20 protein-coding genes are annotated in these 20002 nt (G+C 64.2%); 12 read left to right on the forward strand and 8 right to left on the reverse strand.

All coding sequences use genetic code 11. From position 1 onward, the window contains the following. Positions 1-2 precede the first annotated feature (2 nt). The 7 genes from P7F60_RS26725 (at position 3) to P7F60_RS26755 (ending at position 7258) form a co-directional block, all read left to right on the forward strand. On the forward strand, positions 3-845 hold the full coding sequence (locus P7F60_RS26725; protein ID WP_277920689.1) for an ABC transporter permease: 843 nt from the start codon (positions 3-5) through the stop codon (positions 843-845). A gap of 3 nt (positions 846-848) precedes the next feature. Continuing rightward, on the forward strand, positions 849-1859 hold the full coding sequence (locus tag P7F60_RS26730) for an ABC transporter ATP-binding protein (protein WP_277920690.1): 1011 nt from the start codon (positions 849-851) through the stop codon (positions 1857-1859). Further along, on the forward strand, positions 1856-2914 hold the full coding sequence (locus P7F60_RS26735) for an ABC transporter ATP-binding protein (RefSeq protein WP_277920691.1): 1059 nt from the start codon (positions 1856-1858) through the stop codon (positions 2912-2914). The genes P7F60_RS26730 and P7F60_RS26735 overlap by 4 nt, the downstream gene beginning before the upstream one ends. After that, positions 2911-4239, forward strand: coding sequence for a 3-oxo-tetronate kinase (gene otnK / locus P7F60_RS26740; protein WP_277920692.1), 1329 nt, complete (start codon positions 2911-2913; stop codon positions 4237-4239). The genes P7F60_RS26735 and otnK overlap by 4 nt, the downstream gene beginning before the upstream one ends. A gap of 37 nt (positions 4240-4276) precedes the next feature. Then, positions 4277-4900 carry a class II aldolase/adducin family protein gene (locus P7F60_RS26745; RefSeq protein ID WP_277920693.1) on the forward strand — a complete coding sequence of 208 codons (624 nt, stop codon included), beginning with the start codon at positions 4277-4279 and terminating at the stop codon, positions 4898-4900. A 15-nt stretch (positions 4901-4915) separates the two neighbouring features. Further along, positions 4916-6151 carry an aminotransferase class III-fold pyridoxal phosphate-dependent enzyme gene (locus P7F60_RS26750; RefSeq protein WP_277920694.1) on the forward strand — a complete coding sequence of 412 codons (1236 nt, stop codon included), beginning with the start codon at positions 4916-4918 and terminating at the stop codon, positions 6149-6151. 96 nt (positions 6152-6247) lie between these two features. Next, positions 6248-7258: a helix-turn-helix domain-containing protein gene (locus P7F60_RS26755; protein ID WP_277920695.1), complete on the forward strand. Its 1011-nt coding sequence runs from the start codon at positions 6248-6250 to the stop codon at positions 7256-7258. A gap of 121 nt (positions 7259-7379) precedes the next feature. Here the strand turns inward: P7F60_RS26755 and P7F60_RS26760 are convergent, their stop codons facing one another. Genes P7F60_RS26760 through P7F60_RS26770 form a run of 3 tightly spaced genes read right to left on the reverse strand, consistent with a single transcriptional unit; the run spans position 7380 to position 9353 of the window. Then, positions 7380-8666: a cytochrome P450 gene (locus P7F60_RS26760; RefSeq protein ID WP_277920696.1), complete on the reverse strand. Its 1287-nt coding sequence runs from the start codon at positions 8664-8666 to the stop codon at positions 7380-7382. Positions 8667-8695: 29 nt separating this feature from the next. Next, positions 8696-9016 (reverse strand): 2Fe-2S iron-sulfur cluster-binding protein, encoded by a 321-nt coding sequence (locus P7F60_RS26765; RefSeq protein ID WP_277920697.1) that lies wholly within the window; start codon positions 9014-9016, stop codon positions 8696-8698. A 55-nt stretch (positions 9017-9071) separates the two neighbouring features. Next, positions 9072-9353: a hypothetical protein gene (locus P7F60_RS26770; RefSeq protein WP_277920698.1), complete on the reverse strand. Its 282-nt coding sequence runs from the start codon at positions 9351-9353 to the stop codon at positions 9072-9074. 360 nt (positions 9354-9713) lie between these two features. Between P7F60_RS26770 and P7F60_RS26775 the strand changes: the two genes are divergently transcribed. Genes P7F60_RS26775 through P7F60_RS26785 form a run of 3 tightly spaced genes read left to right on the forward strand, consistent with a single transcriptional unit; the run spans position 9714 to position 11376 of the window. After that, positions 9714-10244: a MarR family transcriptional regulator gene (locus tag P7F60_RS26775; protein WP_277920699.1), complete on the forward strand. Its 531-nt coding sequence runs from the start codon at positions 9714-9716 to the stop codon at positions 10242-10244. Next, complete coding sequence (locus tag P7F60_RS26780) at positions 10241-11017, forward strand: DNA alkylation repair protein (RefSeq protein ID WP_277920700.1); 777 nt, start codon at positions 10241-10243, stop codon at positions 11015-11017. The genes P7F60_RS26775 and P7F60_RS26780 overlap by 4 nt, the downstream gene beginning before the upstream one ends. 20 nt (positions 11018-11037) lie before the next feature. Next, positions 11038-11376, forward strand: a complete 339-nt coding sequence (locus tag P7F60_RS26785; protein WP_277920701.1) for a DUF6616 family protein — start codon at positions 11038-11040, stop codon at positions 11374-11376. Positions 11377-11513: 137 nt separating this feature from the next. Here the strand turns inward: P7F60_RS26785 and P7F60_RS26790 are convergent, their stop codons facing one another. From P7F60_RS26790 to P7F60_RS26810, 5 genes are all read right to left on the reverse strand, one after another. After that, the gene (locus tag P7F60_RS26790) at positions 11514-12437 is read right to left on the reverse strand and encodes a sensor domain-containing diguanylate cyclase (RefSeq protein ID WP_277920702.1); all 924 of its coding nucleotides are present in this window, start codon (positions 12435-12437) and stop codon (positions 11514-11516) included. An 11-nt stretch (positions 12438-12448) separates the two neighbouring features. Beyond that, on the reverse strand, positions 12449-13939 hold the full coding sequence (locus P7F60_RS26795) for a globin-coupled sensor protein (RefSeq protein WP_277920703.1): 1491 nt from the start codon (positions 13937-13939) through the stop codon (positions 12449-12451). A 130-nt stretch (positions 13940-14069) separates the two neighbouring features. Further along, positions 14070-15401, reverse strand: coding sequence for a GGDEF domain-containing protein (locus tag P7F60_RS26800; protein WP_277920704.1), 1332 nt, complete (start codon positions 15399-15401; stop codon positions 14070-14072). Positions 15402-15698: 297 nt separating this feature from the next. Beyond that, positions 15699-16640, reverse strand: a complete 942-nt coding sequence (locus tag P7F60_RS26805; protein WP_277920705.1) for an HD-GYP domain-containing protein — start codon at positions 16638-16640, stop codon at positions 15699-15701. Positions 16641-16982: 342 nt separating this feature from the next. Next, positions 16983-17891: a LysR family transcriptional regulator gene (locus tag P7F60_RS26810; protein WP_277920706.1), complete on the reverse strand. Its 909-nt coding sequence runs from the start codon at positions 17889-17891 to the stop codon at positions 16983-16985. A gap of 117 nt (positions 17892-18008) precedes the next feature. Here P7F60_RS26810 and P7F60_RS26815 point away from each other — a divergent pair, with 117 nt between their 5' ends. Continuing rightward, entirely contained in the window at positions 18009-18509 is a 501-nt protein-coding gene (locus P7F60_RS26815) for a nucleoside deaminase (RefSeq protein WP_277920707.1), read from the forward strand. Between the two features lie 48 nt (positions 18510-18557). Next, entirely contained in the window at positions 18558-19952 is a 1395-nt protein-coding gene (locus P7F60_RS26820; protein WP_277920708.1) for a nucleobase:cation symporter-2 family protein, read from the forward strand. Positions 19953-20002: the final 50 nt, after the last annotated feature.

Here is a 20002-nt window from a genome sequence, read left to right on the forward strand (position 1 = left end):
CCATGTCCACCGCTATGGGCGCGAGAGCGCATTGGATACACGGTCTTGCACTTCGGCCCGCCTTGGTCGCCGGCCTGCTGATCATCGGCTTCTGGATCGTCGTGGCGCTGACGATCGACGTCTGGACCGTCTACGACCCGCTCAAGATCGTGGCGCGAAAGCTGCAAGAGCCGTCGCTGCGGCACTGGCTCGGCACGGATGCGCTCGGACGCGACGTGATGACGCGCACGCTTTACGGCGTCCGCTATTCGCTGGCCATTTCCGTGGTGGTCGTGGTCTGTTCTGTCGTGATCGGCTCGCTGGTCGGTGCGATCGCCGGATTTTTCGGCGGCTGGACCGACGGTATCTTGATGCGCATCGTCGATGTCACGCTGGCCTTCCCGCCGGTTCTGCTGGCCATGGCCGTGGCCGCCTCCCTCGGGCCGGGGCTGCAGAATGCGGCGATCGCGGTCATCGTGGTCTGGTGGCCGGTCTATGCGCGCCTGATGCGCGGCCAGGTGCTGGACGTGATTTCGCGCGATCATATCGAAGCCGCTCGCGCGGGGGGCGCTTCCTCCTATCGCCTGCTCACCAAGCATATCCTGCCGCTGTCGTGGACGCCGACGATCATCAGCGCCACCATGGATTTCGGCCAGGTCGTCCTGCTTGCCGCCTCGCTCAGCTTCATCGGTCTGGGCGCTCAGCCGCCGGCTCCGGAATGGGGCGCGATGATCTCGGACGGCGCGGCGCATTTCTACTCGTGGTGGATCGCCTTCGGTCCCGGCATGGCCATCCTGATGCTCGGGCTCGGCTTCAATTTCGTCGGCGATGCGCTGCGCGACATCCTCGACCCGAGGGAGCACTGAGACATGGCGGAGACGGCCCCCCTGCTTCAAGCGAAAGACCTGCGCGTGACGCTGCGCAGCGGCATCGAAATCGTGCGCGGCGTGAGCTTCACCGCGAAGGCCGGCAAGGTTCTCGGCATCGTCGGCGAGTCCGGCTCCGGCAAGTCGATCACCATGCGCGCGGTCATGGGTCTCTCCCCACCGGGATCGGTGATTTCGGGCTCGATAAAATTGCGCGGCGAGGAACTGGTGCGCGCACCGGAACGGCGCATGCGGGCGCTGCGCGGCAGCAGGATCGGGCTGATCTTCCAGGATCCGATGACGGCGCTCAATCCCGTTGTTACCGTCGGCAAGCTGATCGCCGAGGCCGTCCGCCTGCACAATCCCGGCATGCCGGCCCAGAAGGCATGGCAACGGGCCGTCGAATTGCTGGAACTCGTTTCGGTGCCCGAGCCGGACGTTCGCGCCAATCAGTATGTCCACGAATTCTCGGGCGGCATGCGCCAGCGCGCCATGATCGCGATGGCGGTCGCCAACAATCCGGATGTGCTGATCGCCGACGAACCGACGACGGCGCTCGATGTCACCGTCCAGGCGCAGATCCTCGATGTCCTCAAGGGCTTGCAGGACAGGTTTTCCATGGGCCTCATCCTGATCACGCATGATCTGGGGGTCGTTGCCGGCGCGGCGGACGACGTGATCGTCATGTATGCCGGCAAGATCATGGAAAGCGGCAGCGTCCGGGATATCTTCTACCGCACGCGGCATCCCTACACGCACGGCCTGCTGTCCTGTCTGCCGAAGATCTCAGGCGAACAGTTGCGGCTCGAACCCATTCCCGGCAGCCCGCCCCTGCTCAGCGCCAGGCCGAAGGGCTGCCCGTTTCACCCGCGTTGTCCCATGGCGCGCGACGTCTGCCGCGTCGATGAACCCGCGCTGCGTCCGGTGGACAACGTGCTGACCGCCTGCCACTTCGCGGAGCAACTGCGCGATGGCCTTGCCGACGGGACGAATACGGAGGCGGAACGCGCATGACCCTAGAGAGATCAACGGGTTTCTCCGGCACCGAGCCGATCCTGACCGTGCGTAACGTCACCAAGGATTTCGACGTGAAGGGCGGCCTGCTCGGCTGGCGCTCGGTGCGCAAGGTCAAGGCCGTCGGCGGCGTCTCCTTCGATCTGGCAAAAGGCGAAACCCTCGGCCTGGTGGGGGAATCGGGCTGCGGAAAATCGACGCTCGGCCGCTGCCTCCTGCGGCTCGTCGAGCCGACCTCCGGCGAGGTGAGCTTCAAGGGCACCAACCTCTCCAGCCTGTCGGCCGAGGAGATGCGCAAGTTTCGCGGCAATCTGCAGATCGTGTTCCAGGATCCACTCGCATCGCTTCATCCACGCATGAAGATCCGCGACATCATCGCCGAGCCTCTCCGTCTCATCGGAGTGACCGGCAGGCCCGCGCTCGACAGGGCGTTCGAACTGCTCGACCTCGTTCGTCTCGCGCCTGAACATGGCGAACGCTATCCGCACGAACTGTCGGGCGGCCAGCGGCAGCGCGTCGGCATCGCACGCGCATTGGCGCTCGAGCCGGAGGTGCTGGTGCTCGACGAGCCGGTCTCGGCACTCGACGTCTCGGTGCAGGCGGGCGTGCTGAACCTGCTCGGGGAATTGCAGGAGAGGCTGGGCATCGCCTATGTGTTCATTGCCCATGATCTCGCGGTGGTCCGACATGTCTCGGACCGCGTCGCGGTGATGTATCTCGGCAAAATCGTCGAGATCGGCGCGGCATCGCAGATCTACGGAGCACCGGCCCATCCCTATACCAGGGCGCTGCTGTCCGCCGTGCCCCTGCCCGACCCCGACGCGGAGCGCGCACGTCGCCGGATCACGCTCAAGGGAGACGTGCCGAGCCCGCTCAACGTGCCGTCGGGCTGTCCCTTCCGCACCCGCTGCTGGAAAGCACAGGACGTGTGCGCGAATGTCGCCCCGGAACTCGACGCCATCGAGGCCGGACATCGCGCCGCATGCCACTTCCCGGAACGCGGAGGACAGACCGCCGGCATCATGGACACCACGACCGCGGAGGTAACGAGATGACGCCCCATGGCGCCGATCATACGCCGCTCGTTTTCGGCGCCATCGCCGACGATCTGACGGGCGGCCTCGAACTGGCCTCGATGCTGATCGCGCGGGGTGTTCCAACGACACTTTCAATCGGTCCCGGAGCGCCGGCCCGCTACGGCAGCGCCCATGTCTTCGCACTGAAATCCCGGGTCGCGCCCGCTTCCGAGGCGGTCGGAGCGACGCTCGAAGCGCTGGAGCGCCTCATCGAACAGGGTGCGCGACAAATCTTCTTCAAATACTGCGCCACCTTCGATTCCACTCCAGCCGGCAATATCGGCCCCTGCGCGGAGGCGATCCTGGACCGGCTCGGCGCGCGGCAGGCGCTTTTCGTTCCGGCGCTCTGCGAGACGCGGCGCACCGTCTATCTCGGTCATATGTTCGGGGGCGCCCAGCTCCTGGCGGAATCGCCGAAGCGGCTCGATCCGCTGACGCCGATGACGGACTCCAACCTCGTCCGCGTCCTGCAGGCCCAGAGCCAAAAGCAGGTCGGTCTCATCGACTATACGGTGGTCGACCAGGGCCCGGAGGCGATACGCAGCCGCCTGGAGGCGATAGCCGGAACGTCGTTCTTCCTGTGCGATACGCTCTATGAGCGTCATCTCGCCTCGCTCGCCGCGGCAGCCGTCGATGCGCCGCTGTTGACGGGCAACTCGTCCGTCGCAGCCCATCTGCCGCCCCTGTGGTTTGAGAACGGCCTGGCGCCCGCACCCGCGCCCGTGCGGCTCGATGGTGTGGATGGCCCCGGAGCGGTGCTGGTGGGCAGTCTGGCGGAGCAGACGGCCGCCCAGCTCGATCGCTTCGCGCAATCGCACGGGGTTTTCAGCATCGACATCGGTCAGGCCTATGCCGGCCGCGACGTCGTCTCCGATGCCAAGCGGTTCGCCGCGACCGAAACGGCCGCCGGCAGGGACTTCGCGATCAGCACCAGCCTGCCGCAAACCCGTGTCGAAGCCCTGCAGGCCGCCCACGGCCGGCTTGAAACCGGGGCCAAAGCCGAGGCCATCCTTTCGGAAATCGCCCGGTCGATCGTGCTCGACCATGGCGTGCGGCGGCTGGTCGTGGCGGGCGGCGAGACGTCAGGCGCGGTGGTGCGAGCGCTCGGCATAACCGATCTCGATGTTGGCCCCTATCGCGAACCGGGCTTTTCCCGGTCGGTCGCTGCGCAACCTTTTCCCATTGCCCTGATGCTGAAGTCCGGAAAGCTCGGCGACGTCGATATCTTCGCCTCGGCGCTCGACGACATGCGCCGCCCGATCTGCGAAGCGCCGGTTCTCGACCGTTGGCCTCCGAAAGTTTGACCCGATGAGCCTATCCTCCCAAGACCTCCGCCAATCCTTGATCGACGCTTCGATCGACGCCGAAATCCAGCGCATCAACGTCGGAACGACAGGCAATATGAGCGTGCGCACGGATCAAGGCATGCTCATCACCCCGAGCGGCATTCCGCCGCGCGAGCTTGCGCCGGACATGATCGTCGCGATGGATCTCGACGGCAACTGGTCAGGCAAAGTCAAGCCGTCCAGCGAGTGGGCGCTGCATTCTGCCCTCTACAGGAGGCGCCCGGAGATCCGGGCGGTGGTGCATGCCCATCCGGATCACTGTGTCGCGCTCTCCTGCGCGCGCATCGGGCTGCCCGCCTTCCACTACATGATCGCCGGCTTCGGCGGCGATGACGTGCGCTGCTCACGCTATGCCACGTTCGGATCGCCGGCGCTTGGGGAAGCCACCGTCGAGGCGATGGAAAATCGAACCGCCTGCCTGCTCGCCAACCACGGCATGGTCACGGCGGGATCCACTCTGGCGGACGCTTACGGCCGGGCGCTGAAGCTTGAGACGCTCGCACGCCAATACATGCTTTGCAGATCCTTCGCTGAACCTGTCCTGCTCAACAGGAACGAGCTGGTCGAAGTCGAGCAACGTTACAAGACCTACGGGCGGCAAGACGCGCTGAAGGCGTGAAAGGGAGAGACGAAGATGGAACACAAGCTCATCAACAGCCGCGACAATGCACTGCTGGCGCGGGCCGGCAAGGTGGTGCCGAACGGCGTTTGGGGACACATGGCCACGCGCGCGATCGGCCCGGGCTATCCGCAATTCTTTGCGAAATCCGACGGATGCCGCGTCTGGGACGTCGATGGCAATGAGTATATCGATTTCATGTGCGCCTGGGGGCCGAACATACTGGGCTACAAGCAGGCCGATGTCGATCGGGCCGCCATCGACCAGATCGCCATCGGCGATATCGGCAACGGACCGACCGAAGTGATGGTGGAACTGGCGGAGACGCTGGTCGACACGATCGACTATGCCGACTGGGCTCTCTTCCAAAAGAACGGCACCGACGCGACCACCACCTGCGTCTCGGTTGCGCGCGCCGCCACCGGCAAGCGCAAGATCCTGGTGGCCCGCGGCGCCTATCACGGCGCGGTTCCGTGGTGCTCGCCCTCGCTCATCGGCGTGACGGCGGAGGATCGCGCCCACCTGATCCAGTTCGATTACAACGACGTCGCCAGCCTCGACGAAGCCGTGGCGCAGGCCGGCGACGACCTGGCGGCGATCATGATGACGGCCTATCGCCACGATGTGAACCGCGATCAGGAAATGCCCGACGAAGCATTCCTCAGGCATGCGCGCGCCATCTGCGACCGGATGCAGGCGGCGCTGATCCTTGACGATGTCCGCGCCGGCTTCCGGCTGGACCTGCGCGGCAGCTGGGCGCGCTACGGTGTCAAGCCGGATCTCGGCGCCTATTCGAAATCCATCGCCAATGGCTGGCCGCTCGCCGCGGTGGCGGGCAGCCGGAGCATGCTGGAAGGCGCCTCCAGGATATTCGTGACCGGCTCCTTCTGGTACGGATCCGCCGCCATGGCCGCCGCGCTGAAGACCATTGAAATTCTCAGGACGACGGACGCTCTTGCTCATACAGAAGCCATGGGCCAGCGGCTTCGCGATGGGCTGGCGGAGATCGCCACCCGCCACGGCTTCGAATTGAGCCAGACCGGTCCGGTGCAGATGCCGATGGTCCGCTTCGTCGACGACCAGGATCTCGCGGTCGCCAACATATTCTGCGCGGCGGCCCTGCGCCACGGCATATACCTGCATCCGCGGCACAACATGTTCCTGTGCGCCGCTCACCAGCCCGCGGATATCGATCGCGCGCTCGAGGCGGCGGACGCCGCCATGAGGGACACGGCGAGAACGGCAAAATAGCACCTGGGCTGGACACGATGGCGGGCGGAGGGATTGAGGAACCCGTCGTTCGCGGCTTTACCGCAGCAATCGAGGGCAGAATGAAGGATCATGCCGATGCCGGCACGCGATAAAACTTGCTGCGATCCCCGCCGCACCTTTTCGATAGCACTCGCATCTCTCGAGCCCGCGCTGCATGCCGCATTGCTGTCCATCGAGCCCTTTCGGGCGGCGAACAGGCTGAGCCAATCGCCACTGTTCCAGATAGACTTCCTATCGGCCAGGAATGACCGGCGCCCGTCGATGGACATCGCCCTGCGCCCCACCGCCTCGCTCCATGACAGCAAGATCTATGATCTGATACTGCTGCACTCCTCCTATGAATTCAGCGACGACAGGAAGAGCGCGCTCTTCCGATGGCTGCGCCGGCAGGCGGCGTCCAGAGCGCATATCTGCGCGCTGGACGCGGCGCCCCTCCTGCTTGCGGAAGCCGGTCTCCTCAGGGGCTACCGGGCCACCAGCCACTGGAGCACAATCCCGTCCTTCAGAGAGCTTCATCCGGAAACGGATGTCGTCGAACAGCTATTCGTCGTGGATCGTGACCGCTCGACGTGTGCGGGGCAGCTGGCAAGCCTGGACTTGTCGTTGCATATGCTCGAGCGCTTTTGCGGAAGCGCCCTGGCGGAGCTTGTCGCCAACGAAATCGTCTATCCCGCCGCGAGAGCCGACCACTGCCCGCAGCGCCAGATCGTCAACCATACGGCATGGCAGACGAACCCCTTCCTGGCGCGGGCGCAGCAGCTGATGCAGGAGACCATAGAAGAGCCGCTGTCGATCGAGGCTCTGGCGGGGCGTTGCGGAATTTCCGTCCGGGAGCTGCAATACCTCTTCCGCAAATACCTCAAGGCCAGCCCGAAGAGCTATTATCTGACCTTCCGGCTGCAACGGGCCAAGGAGCTTCTTCTCTATAGCCCGATGAGCGTCGGCGAGACCGGACTGGCCTGCGGATTTTCTTCTCCGGGGACCTACTTCCGGGCCTTTCGCGCCCGCTACAAGTCAAGCCCGACCAGCTACCGGAAAGCCTTCCGGGAGAGTGGCGCGCGCCCGGACGGACGTCGACTTTACTAAAGGTCGTCAGGGAAAAGTCGGATCCGGTTTTCCGAAAAGACAAACAAGAACAAAAAGACTTTGAGTCTGCCTGGCTCAGAATGAAACTGGCGGGCTCCAAGCGTTCACACGAGAAAATCGATCAGCCGCCCGGCTCAGTGCGGTTTACCGTGACTGGAAACACCTTGAGCTGGTTCATGAAGTGGTCGGGGATCCATTCGGCCGGCGCCTCGGCATTGCGAAGCTCGACGCCCTGCGCGGCGAACTCCTCCAGCAACACCCTCGTCAGCATCACACCCACATAGCGCCCAGGGCAAATATGGATCCCTGACCCGAAGGTCGTGAGGCCGGTCTGCGGGCGACCCATGTCGAAACGCTCGGGCTCGGGGAAAACGGATGGATCGTGATTGCCTGCCGCCCACATCATGACGACCTTGTTCCCGGCGGGCAGGACCAATCCGTCGAAGTGGAAATCTCGCAGGATGTAGCGGTTGAGGGTGAGGACAGGGGGTTCGAGCCGAAGCGCTTCCGCGATTGCCCGTGGCAGGGTTTTCGGCGCCGCGAGCACACTCGCCAGCGCTTCCGGGTTCTGGAGCAAGGCGTGGAAGGTATTGGCCGCCGCCAGCGCCGCCGTGTGAAATCCATCGACGAGATTACCGGCGAGAACCGCTCCGACCGATTTCGGCACCAGACCCACTTCGTGGGGATCGTCGGGAAAGTCGAGCTCCTTCAATCTCGCAGCGATTTCCAGCATGGCGGGATCGCCCTCTTCCATTCCCCGTATCGAAGCCTGGTCGAGAATCCTTGCATATTCGGCGAAAGCCTGGTCGAGGACCTCCAGATCCTCACGACTGCGATGGGCATGGAAAAGCCTGGTCATTTCGTGGGCGCATCGGCCGATCGCCATCGTTTCCTCATCCGTCAGGCGAAGGAGCTTGCTCCAGAAGCCGACGACCACGGCATCCGCCACAGTATGGACCAAGTCGACGGTCTCGCCGTTCCTTATCCGGAAGATAATCTCGCGTGCGACCTCGCGCGCCGGTTCTTCCATCTGACTGACCTGCTTGGGACCGAGCCAGTTCAGCAATAGGCGGCGCGCCGGGCCGTGCAGAGGCGGATTGAAGGTAAAGACCTGGCTTGCAATGACCTCGCCGATTTCCCAGCCCGGCAGTCGCTCCGGGCTGGCATTCTCCTTGAAGCGATTGGGATACATCCTGCCGATGGGTACATTGCCGACTTCGGGCGCGGTCCCGAATAGCGTCAGGTCGGCATGGCGGAAGACCACGAGCTGGTTTTCCGGCGTACGAAGAAACCGCGGCTCTTTCGTGCTGAAGACTCGCCGGCAGAAGGCGCGAAAATTGTCTCTGCCGCCGGAAAAGCCGAAGTCGGCTGTGGTGGGGAGTAACTGGATATCGAGATGCTTCGCCATTCGTTTGTCCCTGTTCTGGATCGCCTTGATTACTCTTCCGGGGCCACTTCGACCCTGAGGCAATCGATGCCGGCGGCGATAGTCACTTGGCAGGCAAGGCGGGAGAGCGGCGTCTGTTGGAGCAGCGTATCGAGCATTTCACTCTCGTCGATACAGGGCTCGGGCAGCAAGCCTTCCGCCTCCACATAGACGTGACAGGTCGCACATGAACAGTTTCCACCGCACATCGCCGAAATCTCTTCGACGCCTGCATCCCGGAGTAATTCCAGGAGCGAACCGCCGATGCGACCATCACTTTCCCGGCTTTTTGCGTCACGCCCGGTAACATGGAGCCTGAATGTGTTCGTCATCGGCGCTTTCCTGTCGTTTGTCGTCGGTTTCAAATCTTGGCCCGCTTTGTCGACATCAGTCGCCTCCATGCCAGGCAATCGACGTGTTGCCCGCAATAAAGTCGGCGCCGATTTCGTCCTTCAGGAAGGCATTCGATAACAAGGGGCGCTGATGATTTGGCGCCGGCTCTGCGCCGAGCATCCATGCCGCACCTCCAGAGCCACTCGATCTCTTGACGGCGTCGACGCTCGATACGGCCTGGCCGCCGCCGATAATCGCAATTCTGTTCGCAAGCGAAGTCATCGATAGCTGATCTTGTTCAGTGTCGGTGCGGAAATGATGTGACCCGATAACCATAACTGCCTCTCCCAAAGGCACGCTCGCAGAATCCGCTAAGCTCAGTGCATGACGCGACAAAAGCAGTGACCACGCCACCAGACCAGGTTTGGACGGCCGGTTGGACACAACAGGCGAGCGCTGTGAGGCCTCATCGTTGGAAAGGAATACGCAACGCGATGGACGCCCTTGGCCTGGAGGTCGCGGCGAGGTTGACGTCCATTCCCTTCTTGAACTCAAGAGCTGCTCGCTCTGCGATTTGGTGTCTGTCCCCATGCATGCGGTGGGCGCCCAGCGGTCTCTACAGCGAGGGGAAGCTTTTTAAACGCCTCCACCGCAGGGCATTGACATATAATTAGGTGCCATATTATATGCCGCCGCATGACATTTCTTGAACAAAAGCACCTTGCCCTGCTCGACGAGGCGCAACGCCGTGGACAGACGGGCATTGGCAACATGCGGCTCTGCTTCGAGGTCCTGGCGCTGGCCTCGGGCATCGACCGGGCCTGCGCCTCGCGTCTTGCGCCGCATCACCTCTCGGAAGGGAAATTCGTTCTGGTGTTCCTGCTGCGCGACCGCCCGGAAGGGCTCGCGCCGCATGAGCTGGCGGAACGGGCCGGCGTCTCGCGCGCCACGATTACCGGCTTGGTTGACGGGTTGGAGCGGGATGGCTTCCTTGCACGCCATGACGTCAAGGGAGATCGGCGCAAGGTGTCGGTGCGCCTGACGGCCAAAGGACAGGCCATGGCGCTCGATCTGTTCAACGAACATAGCCGATGGATTGCGTCGCTGTTTGCGGGGCTCGACCGGCACGAATGCGAGACCCTTGGCGTCCTGCTGCGGCGCGTCTGGCGCAACGTCGACATGCCGGCGAAGGTCAGCGCGACCATGGCTGCCGGTGATGCGCGGTGAGCGCCGGCCGCTCGGGAAAACGTGTCGCGGATATCGAGCCGGCCCGGCTCGGTCTGCTCAATGCCGGCGCCGTCGAGGCCGCCACGCTGGCCGAGTGCCTGGCCACGGATTTCGCCGCCCTGATGCGCGCCGTTCTGCCAACGATCGGGGACGACGCCATAGCGACGATGGAGCGCGCGGCGAGAGAGGGCATTTCGCGGCGCATGGCGCTGGCGGCCCGCCTGATCCATGGGCGGCGCGGTCTCGTCACCCTGGGCGAACTGCGCGGCCATGCATCCGATATCGTGCGCGGCTGGGCCTGTTTCATGATCGGCACGGCCGAGGACATGTCCCTTGCCGCCCGGCTTTCCGCGATCCGGCCCTTTGCCGACGATCCCCATTTCGGCGTGCGGGAATGGTCGTGGATGGCGGTGCGCCCGCATATCGCCGCCGATCTCGACAACGCGATCGCGCTGCTGGCTGCCTGGACGGCCGAACCGTCCCCGCGACTGCGGCGCTTTGCCAGCGAGGCAACCCGGCCGCGTGGCGTGTGGTGCGCTCATCTTGGCCCCTTGCGGCAACAGCCGCACATGGCGCTGCCGATCCTCGAACCGCTCCGGGCCGACCCCGCTGCCTATGTGCAGGACTCCGTTGGCAACTGGCTGAACGACGCCGGCAAGGACCGCCCCGACTGGGTGCGGTCGCTGTGCGCAAAATGGTCTGCCGCATGCGCCACGCCCGCAACCGCCCGAATCTGCAAGCGCGCCCTGCGTTCCATCGACCGCAAGGGCTGACATAGGAAAGGACCGCGCGTATGGCGCACTATCTGGCCGAACTCTATTCTCCGAAACCCGCATGGCTGGCGCTCGACCAGGACGGCCGCCGCCGGTTTTTCGAGACGGTCGGCTCCGGCATGGCCACACTGTCGGCCCTTGGCGTCGAAGCGATCGCCCTGGGCGAGACGGATGCCGCGATCCTCCATGCTCCGTCGCAAAAATTCTTCGCGATCTGGCGTGCGCCCGATGCGACGGCGATGGCCGCCCTTGTGTCGGGCATCGCCGCGTCCCGATGGCATGACTATTTCGACACGATCAACGCGACCGGCCCCGGCGTCGATCTGGGCGGCCATCTGACGCAACTCGCGGCGCTGTAACGCGCCGCGATCTTTTGCAAACGGAGGGAGAGCGGAGAAGGCTCCCGATGCGGTCGGCGACTGTTTTCCCGCTCGGCGGCGAAACAGGCTATGGCCGCGGACCGGAACACGGCTTCGACAAGGATCGCCGGCCCCGTTCAACCGGAGCGAAAGACGACGCGGTTTCGTCCCTTCGCCTTCGCTTCATAAAGCGCCAGATCGGCGCGCCGGACGAAAGAATCGAGGCTTTCGCCGCCGCCCCGGGCGCCCACCAGGCCGATGCTCGCCGTCATGTTGATGACCGTGCCCGGCGCGACGGGAAAGCTCGCGGCGGCGATGCGCCCGCGCAACCGTTCCGCCACCAGAAGCGCTTCCTTTCGACCGTTCATCGGCAGGAGCGCGACGAATTCCTCCCCGCCCCAGCGCGCGACCAGGTCGTTCGCACGAAGGGCCTCGCGCATGACGGCGGCCAGGTTGCGGATCGCGGTATCGCCGGCATCGTGCCCATGCCGGTCGTTGACCTGCTTGAAGAAGTCGATGTCCAGCATCATGAGGAAGAAACGGCACCCTTCGCCAGGCCCCTCGCGGATCGCCCGTTCCGCCGCCTCCGTGAATCCCCGCCTGTTCTGCAGGCCGGAAAGCGGGTCGGTATTCGCCAGCCGCTCGAGCTCCCGGTTCTCCCGGACCCAATCCGAGAGGTCGCGGATTACCGCCATCATCATCGATCCGCTGCGCAAAATGGTGATGCCCAGGGAAACCTCGCTGCCGTCGTGCCGCCGGCCGAGGATGTGCGCCTGTCGGTTCCCCATGCGGCGCGACTGGGCCTCTCCTTGCGCGAAGGCGCGCACGCGAAACTGATGGCGGGCGCGATACTCCTCCGGCAGCAGGACCTCGATCGGCCGGCCGGCAAGCTGCCCGTCGGGCCAGCCGAACAGCCGCTCGACCGCGGGATTGCAATAGAGAATCGTCGAATGCTCGTCGATGACGACGATCCCGTCGGAGATGCTCTCGACGATCCTCCTGAAGAATTCGGGTTCCGGCGAACCATGGACCCTTTCCTGTTTCTGCAGCGCGCAACCCATGGATGGCCCCTTTATGCGCATCGCAGCCGGGTTACCCCGCCGGACGATGCCAGCGGATCCCGGCGGGCGGCGCCGGCCTTTTCCGTCACGAAGGCCTGAAGCATCGTGGCGATGCGGCCGACGTCGAGCGTGAGCGTCTGGGTCGCGGCATTCGCCTCCTCCACCATGGCGGCATTGCGCTGCGTGGTCCGGTCGAGGACACGAAAGGATCCGTTGATCTCCTGCAATGCGATGGACTGCTCGCGCATGGCGGTCACGATCGCATCGACATGGTGCTCGATTTCCTTGACGCGCCCGGACATGTCGGAAAGCACGGTCGCGGTCTCGCCGACCAGTGCGACGCCCCTGTTCACCTGATCGGCCGAAGCGCCGATCAGCGCCTTGATCTCCTTGGCGGACCGCGCGGAGCGTTGCGCAAGCTCGCGAACCTCCTGCGCGACGACGGCAAAGCCCTTGCCGGCGTCGCCGGCCCGCGCCGCCTCCACGCCGGCGTTCAGCGCCAGCAGGTTGGTCTGGAAGGCGATCTCGTCCATCGTGGCGATGATGTCGCCCATCTGCCGCGACGCCGCCTCGATCCCGCCCATGGCCTCGGCCGTCTTCGTCATCACCGCGCCGGATCGTTGCGCATCCGCCCGCGTGCGCTCGACGAGGTCGCCCGCCTCGCAGGCGCGCCGGCCGGTATCGGACACGGTGGCGGAAATCTGTCCCACGGCGGCGACCGCTTCCTCCAGCGTGGAGGCCTGTTGCTGCGTGCGTTGGGCGAGGTCGTCGGCCGACATGCTCAGCTCCCGGATGCTGGCGTTCATCTCCGCCGTGCCCGTGCTGATCTGCTCGATGGTTCCCGCGAGTTGCTCGAAGGCGGCATTGAAGTCGTTGCGCAGCGCGTGGTAGGCCTCCGGCAAGTCGGCGTCGATGCGATAGCCGAGATTGCCGGCCGCGACCTGCGCCATCGCGGCGCCGAACACCTTGGTCACCATCATGCGCTCTGCCGCGATGGCGGCCGCCTGCGCCTCCTGTTTTGCACGCTCGGCCTCGTCGATATAGACGGAGATGGCGAGATCCATGTCGAGAAAGACGGCCTTGGCGAGGCCGCCGAGCGCCCGTGCGAGGCTGTCGGCGTCGATGGCCGGCCGCGAGAGCAGCCTGCCCCTGGGAAAGAATTCACGGACTGCCGCCGCGATCAGGTGGTCGAGTATGATCGAATAGCCGCCGATATACCAGCGCGGCTCCAGTCCGAGCCGTGCATGGGTCGCGCCGATGCGCCGCACGTTGGCGGCGTATTCGTCGTTGAATTCGCCGTTGGCGATGTTCTTCCAGTGGCTCGTCTGTGCGCCCCTCGCGCGGCCGATATGGTCGTCGGTGGCGAACATGCGCGAAACCTCGGCGGTGAGGCGCACCTGTGCGTAGAGTTTGTCGAGGGCGACCGGAAGCTCTCTTTCCACCACCGTCTTCAACGAGCGGACGGCGGCGCAGGTCTCGGACGAGAGCTGCATGAAGGCCATGCGTTTCTCAAGTCCCCGGCTGTCCGACGCGCGGTGTGGGTTGGATAAGTTGCTCATAGGCTTCCTCTGCTTGGAAAACGATGGATGTGGAGAGCCGCTCCGGCGGGGACTGGCGGCGTCGGCGCCGGCCTCATGCGACGGATGCGCTGCCGCCGGGATTGCGCTCGCGCAACGCCCGCTCGGCGCGTATGATCGTGTGCCTGGGATCGGGATGGCCGTCATATTCCACCACCGCGAATGTCAGGCTGTTGTCGAAGAAGGGAGCGCCCTCCACCGTGAAATGCGTGGCGGCATAGCGTTCGGCGACGGAGGATGCGAAGGTCGAGGCCTTGCGCGCATCCGCTTCGACCCGGATGATGAGGAAAGTCCCCTGCCCCATCCGGAAGACGGAATCGCCGGTGCGGGCGACGTTGAAGAGCATGCTTGCCGTCTGCTGGATGACCGAATCGGCGCCCGCATGGCCGAGTTCGCGGGTGATCTGGTCGAGTTTGTTGATCTCGAACAGGACGAGCGAGAACGGCCGGCGCTGCGCCTTCTGGATCTCGATCTCGCGCAGCAGCACCGTCGTCAGGAAGCGCTTGTTGAGCAGACGGGTGAGCGGATCGCGTGTCCTGTCGGTCTCCGCGCTCTGGTCGAAGAGCATGGTCAGCAGACTGCCGATCCTGTCGACCATGACCTTGATCGACAGGATCGTCGAGACCCGCTCGGCCGGCGGCGGGTCCGCGCTCAGTCGCTCGATCAGGGAGTCCACCTTGTCGATGGCTGTCGCGATCGCCTCGTATTCGCCGGAATGGGAGAAGAAAAGGTTGGCGCGGTGAAGGAACCACAGGCCGAAATCCGACTGGCCGAGCGGAACGACGTTTGGCGCGCCGAACGAGGTCTGCATCTCGTAGAAGATCTGTTGCGCCCATTCGGCGAGTGCGGCGCGCTGGCGCTCCCGCTCGGCCGCCAGATCCTTGCCGAGCGCGAAGAGCCGGAAAACCTCGTCCGACCGCACGGAGCGCTCGGATGCCTGCATATAGGCAACCATCATCACCGCCAGGGCCAGGTCGATCAGGTTAGAGACAAAGCGGATGGCATCGGCGCCGTCGACCTGTTCGAGCCTGATCTGGCCGAGACGCTCGACGATGGCGGCCTTGATTTCCCGAAACCCCTTCATGATCAACAGCACGGGGATCTGGATTCGGGCATGAATCGCGCCGATGTCGAGAAGCGAGGCGAAAGTGCGCTCGATATCGAGAGGCTCGGCCGAAAAGATGCCGACCAGCCAGCTTGCGAGCGAGGCATGCAGCCGCCGGCTGACCGTTTCCTGGTCGAGATAGAACCGGGCGTTCGGCTGCTCCAGCATGACCGTGTAGAAACGGGCGGCATGCGCGCGTGCGGACACGCGGACGACTTCGGAGACCGCCCTGCGCGACTGCGGCGCAACGCTGGCGTTCAGCGCTATCAGTTCCTGCTTCAATGCAGCAATATATTCTTCGTCTAATGAATTGTTTCTAAGCATTTACCTAGTCCGCCAAATAATTTTGACAAATTCACTTATCTCATGTCGCGCTTAAAGCTGGCTTGTGGCAAATCTGAATTATAGTTCACAAGTCGTTAATCTTCATTGATTTATGTTAATAATACTCTTTGCCGGCCGTTTCTTCCGAGAACAAATTATCAATTGTGAAGTCCGGGATATGTGTACCCCCTCGGCAAAACCGAACAGGAAAGGCAGGTGCCGTCGTCTTGTGGGGCGAGCCGTCTTCGAAGGTCCCTAGACGGTCTCACCAGACAGGATCATGGACAAAAACCTGCGTAGGAGCGATGGGTCGAACTGGCCGTGCGATTGAAGCATCACACCGATTGCCTCCGTCGATGACCAGGCCGGCTTGTAGGGGCGGATCGTCGTCATGGCTTCGTATACATCGCAGATCGCCGCCAGCCTGGCGGCAAACGGAATGCCGTTGCCTTTGAGACCGAATGGATATCCCCTGCCGTCATGGCGTTCGTGATGATGCAGGCAGATCTCCAGCACGAGAGGCGGAACGTCGTCGAACTGCCGCAGCATTTCATGACCGCGCGCAGGATGGCTCCTGACGATCGCCAGTTCCTCGCCGCTGAGCTTTTTCCGGCTGGACAGGATCTCGACGGGCACGGCCATTTTGCCGATGTCATGAAGCAGCCCGCCGACGGCGAGCGTTCGAACGGATGCTTCCGTAAGCCCGAGGGCGCGTCCGAAGGAAACCATGAGCGCGCTGACGGCGAGGGAGTGAAGATAGGTCGATTCGTCCCTCGATTTGAGCCGGGAAACGCCGATTATCGCCACGACGCTGTCCTGCGCCGTTTCGACGATGTGGTCGGCCACCAGGTGGGCGCTGTCGAGGTCCGGCAGGCCCGACAGCCGGGCTTCGCTGAAAAGGTGGCGGATGACGGGTTTCGTTTCCTTTATGATCGCCTTGGCCGCATGAATCTCATTGGAGGAAAAACGGCTCAGCAGCGCTGTTTCATGGCTTGCCGCGGTCTCGTCGACGGCCAGATCGGCTCCGTTTTTCGTATTGATGACAAGGCTTATGATCTTGCTGTTGTGGATATCGGCCAGTTCTTCGGGCGAAGCGATGAGAAAGCCCTCCTTGTAAGTCTTGTCGTCTCCACGGCTTTCCACCTCTTCCACGTACATGCCCAATCGAGCCTGGTGCGTGCGGATGCGTTTTCTCATGTCGCCCCCCGGACGATGATCGAATTTGCTGGTCGCGGTTGATTGTTCGGTCCCGACTGCCCGTGACCCGGATCTGCGCCGGAACCGCCGCAGCGCGACAACCGAGCGCTGGCGTGACCCATCTTCACCGCTTCCCGTGGGCATTTCGATAAGTCGTCTCGAGAAATGCGGGCAGGATTTGTTCACAAAGCCTAATATCGGTTAAGTCTTTTTCGGGAACCGATCTCCTGGACCGGAACTTGCAGATGCGACCCTGAGAACGGCCGCGCCATCCGCCGCCGCCCGGGTACGAACCGGTGCGCCATCGCCATTTGGCTTCGCGCAACTGCGTCCCGAATAAAACTAACCGCCCTTCAACTCCGCTTGCGGCGACAAAGGAACACAGCGGAAGAGCGCACGGGTCCGCGCCACCTGGAACGGCCGCAGCGGGGCATTGGCCGCCGCGCAGAGATAGAGCTTTTCCGACAGGCGCCGGTTTTCCAGCTTGGCGAAGCGGAAGCGCCCCTCGGAAACGCCCGCCGCCGCATCCAGCCATGTGAGGAAGCTGATGCCCTTGCCCGCCGCGACATATTCCCTGATGAGCGCGATGGAGTTGCTGCGCAGCGCGATATGTGGCTCGGCATGGATGCGGTAGACCTCGGCATCGAGGCGCGGCCAGACCGACAGGCTCGTGTCGGGCAGGCAGAGCGGACGGCCGAGGCAGTTCTCGATGCGGAATGGCGGTTCGCCCGAAGGCGCCAGCGCCGGCGCATAGACCACGCCGAGATCGTAGCTTCGCTCGTCATAGACCCGAAGCTCCGGCAGGCGCGGCACGTTGAAGGCCAGAAGCGCGTCGATCTCGTTGCGGCAGAGCTGGCCGACGAGCGTGCCGGTATCGCCCACCGAAATCTTCAGCGCGGCCGGTTCCTCCTCCGCCTCCAGCCCCGGCAGAATATAGGGCACCAGGCATTCCATGACGCCCAGCCTGAGCGTGCCGGCCCCGCCGCCGCCGGCCTGCTGGAGGGCGGCCCGCAGCGCGCTCTCGTCGTCCAGCCAACGCTCGGCCTGCGCCAGCAGCACCTGCCCCTGCTCCGTCAGTTGCACGCCCTGCGGCATGCGCACGAACAGCCGTGCGCCAAAGGTCTGTTCGAGGATCTGTATCTGGCGGCTGAGGGCGGAAGCCGAGAGGTTGAGCTTTTCCGCCGCACGGCGGATGGAGCGTGCGCGCGCCACCTCGACGAAGGTGAAGAACTCCCGTGAGAATGCCGACACAACCGCCTCCCCTGTGCAGTTTTTTCGCACACTATGCGCAATTCATTCTAATTGGCGCAAGCCCCCTTCTCGCGCACTCTGAATGCGGGAGTTTCAAGCGTTCAGGAGGAGTGACGAATGCTCGACAGGCAGAACAGGGGACAGGCAACGGAGATCGATCTGCGCAATCTGCGCGAGACGATGAAGATCGCGCAGGAAAGCCGGGCGGCGGGCAACCATCCCTTCGGCGCGCTGCTGGCGGGGCCGGACGGGGCGGTGCTGCTCTCCTCCGGCAACACCTTCAAGGACGACAAGGGCGTCGGCCATGCCGAGATGAATGTCGCACGCGACGCCGCCAAGGCCTATTCGCCGGAATTCCTGGCCGAATGCACGCTCGTCACGTCGGTGGAGCCGTGCTGCATGTGCGCCGGCGGCACCTATTGGGCCGGCATCGGCCGCCTCGTCTACGGCATGACGGAAAAGCGGCTCGCGGAACTGACCGGCGACAACCCCGAAAATCTGACCATGGACATGCCCTGCGAGCATATTTTCGATGCCGGGCAGCGCAAGGTGGAGGTCGTCGGCCCCGTTCCCGCGCTCGAAGGGGAAATTGCGAAAGCGCATGAGGGCTTCTGGTGAGAACCGGAAGCCGGAGCCCTTTCCATTTTCCTTTCAGGAGTTCAGCCCATGTCCCGACAAGCGGACCCAGGCGCGGCTGTAGCCGGCGTCAACGAGACTGCACGACATCATGTCCACCCCGTCGATGAGATTCTGCCGCCGGCCCGCATGGCGGTGCTCGCCCTTCAGCACGTTCTCGTCATGTATACCGGCGCCATCGCCGTTCCCTTCATCATCGGCAGCGCCCTCGGCCTGACACAGGCGCAGATCGCCTATCTCATCCAGGCCGACCTCATCACCTGCGGCCTCGCCACGCTGATCCAGACGGTCGGCTTCTGGCGCTTCGGCGTGCGCATGCCGCTGATGCAGGGCATCACCTTCGCCGCCATCTCGCCGGTCATCGCCATCGGCAGCAACCCCGCGATCCTGGCGGGCGGACCGACCGCCGGCCTGCAGGCGGTCTACGGCGCGGTGATCGCGGCGGGGCTCTTCGCCATCGTCATGGCCCCGCTCGGCCGCTATATCGTCAGGGCCTTTCCCCCGGTCGTCGTCGGCGCCGTGCTGACGGTGATGGGCCTCAGCCTGCTGCCGGTCGCGATCCAGTATGCCGCCGGCGGCTTCGTGCCGGATGCGGGCAAGCCCGCCTATATCGGCCTTGCCTTCCTCGTGCTCGGCGTCATCGTTTTGCTGAACGTGTTGGGACGCGGCTTCGTGAAGAACATCGCGGTCTTCCTCGGGCTCCTCGTCGGCGTCGTCTTTGCCGGACTGATGGGCATGCTGGATTTCAGCGCGGTCAAGGATGCGGCACCGCTCGCCATCGTGACGCCCTTCCATTTCGGCCTGCCCACCTTCCATCCGGTCCCGGTGCTGACCATGTGCCTCGTCGTCGCCATCACCTGGGTGGAATCGGTCGGCGACACCATCGTCGTCGGCGAGATGGTCGGCCGGCCCGCGACGGAACGCACCATCGCCGATCTGCTGCGGGCGGACGGGCTTTCGACCATGCTGGGCGGCATGCTCAACTCGTTCCCCTATACGGCCTTCTCGGAAAACGTGGCGCTGGTGAACATCACAGGCGTGCGCAGCCGCTGGACGGTGGCGCTGGCCGGCGGTTTCCTCGTCGTTCTCGGCCTGTCGCCGGTGCTGGCGACCGCTATCGCCTCGCTGCCCAAGCCCGTGGTCGGCGGCGCCGGTTTCGTCATGTTCGGCACGCTGGTCGTCGTCGGCATGAAGACCCTGCAGAAGATCGACTTCGACACGACCTTCAACAATTTCATGGTGGTGGGCTTAAGCGTCGCCATGGCGATGATCACCATCGTCAAGCCGGACTTCTTCCAGTTCATGCCGGAATGGTCCCAGGTGATCTTCCACTCGCCCGTGATCATGGGTGCGATCACCGCCATCGCCATGAACGCCGCCCTCAACGGGCTGCGCCTGCACGGGCAGGTCGCCATGGCGCATTGACGCCCGGGCGAGCGACTGCCGAAGGCCGGGGCCGCAAGGTTCCCGGCCTT

This window comes from Rhizobium sp. YJ-22 (assembly GCF_029601685.1).
Lineage (GTDB): Bacteria > Pseudomonadota > Alphaproteobacteria > Rhizobiales > Rhizobiaceae > Metarhizobium.

Coding starts and splice junctions, on each gene's coding strand:
- P7F60_RS26770 (WP_277920698.1), bottom strand. CDS start 9,353: ATGGTTATCGGGTCACATCATTTCCGCACCGACACTGAACAAGATCAG.
- P7F60_RS26790 (WP_277920702.1), bottom strand. CDS start 12,437: ATGGGTTGCGCGCTGCAGAAACAGGAAAGGGTCCATGGTTCGCCGGAA.
- P7F60_RS26750 (WP_277920694.1), top strand. CDS start 4,916: ATGGAACACAAGCTCATCAACAGCCGCGACAATGCACTGCTGGCGCGG.
- P7F60_RS26735 (WP_277920691.1), top strand. CDS start 1,856: ATGACCCTAGAGAGATCAACGGGTTTCTCCGGCACCGAGCCGATCCTG.
- P7F60_RS26760 (WP_277920696.1), bottom strand. CDS start 8,666: ATGGCGAAGCATCTCGATATCCAGTTACTCCCCACCACAGCCGACTTC.
- P7F60_RS26805 (WP_277920705.1), bottom strand. CDS start 16,640: ATGAGAAAACGCATCCGCACGCACCAGGCTCGATTGGGCATGTACGTG.
- P7F60_RS26795 (WP_277920703.1), bottom strand. CDS start 13,939: ATGGCCTTCATGCAGCTCTCGTCCGAGACCTGCGCCGCCGTCCGCTCG.
- P7F60_RS26765 (WP_277920697.1), bottom strand. CDS start 9,016: ATGACGAACACATTCAGGCTCCATGTTACCGGGCGTGACGCAAAAAGC.
- P7F60_RS26815 (WP_277920707.1), top strand. CDS start 18,009: ATGCTCGACAGGCAGAACAGGGGACAGGCAACGGAGATCGATCTGCGC.
- P7F60_RS26725 (WP_277920689.1), top strand. CDS start 3: ATGTCCACCGCTATGGGCGCGAGAGCGCATTGGATACACGGTCTTGCA.
- P7F60_RS26785 (WP_277920701.1), top strand. CDS start 11,038: ATGGCGCACTATCTGGCCGAACTCTATTCTCCGAAACCCGCATGGCTG.
- P7F60_RS26730 (WP_277920690.1), top strand. CDS start 849: ATGGCGGAGACGGCCCCCCTGCTTCAAGCGAAAGACCTGCGCGTGACG.
- P7F60_RS26775 (WP_277920699.1), top strand. CDS start 9,714: ATGACATTTCTTGAACAAAAGCACCTTGCCCTGCTCGACGAGGCGCAA.
- otnK (WP_277920692.1), top strand. CDS start 2,911: ATGACGCCCCATGGCGCCGATCATACGCCGCTCGTTTTCGGCGCCATC.
- P7F60_RS26755 (WP_277920695.1), top strand. CDS start 6,248: ATGCCGGCACGCGATAAAACTTGCTGCGATCCCCGCCGCACCTTTTCG.
- P7F60_RS26820 (WP_277920708.1), top strand. CDS start 18,558: ATGTCCCGACAAGCGGACCCAGGCGCGGCTGTAGCCGGCGTCAACGAG.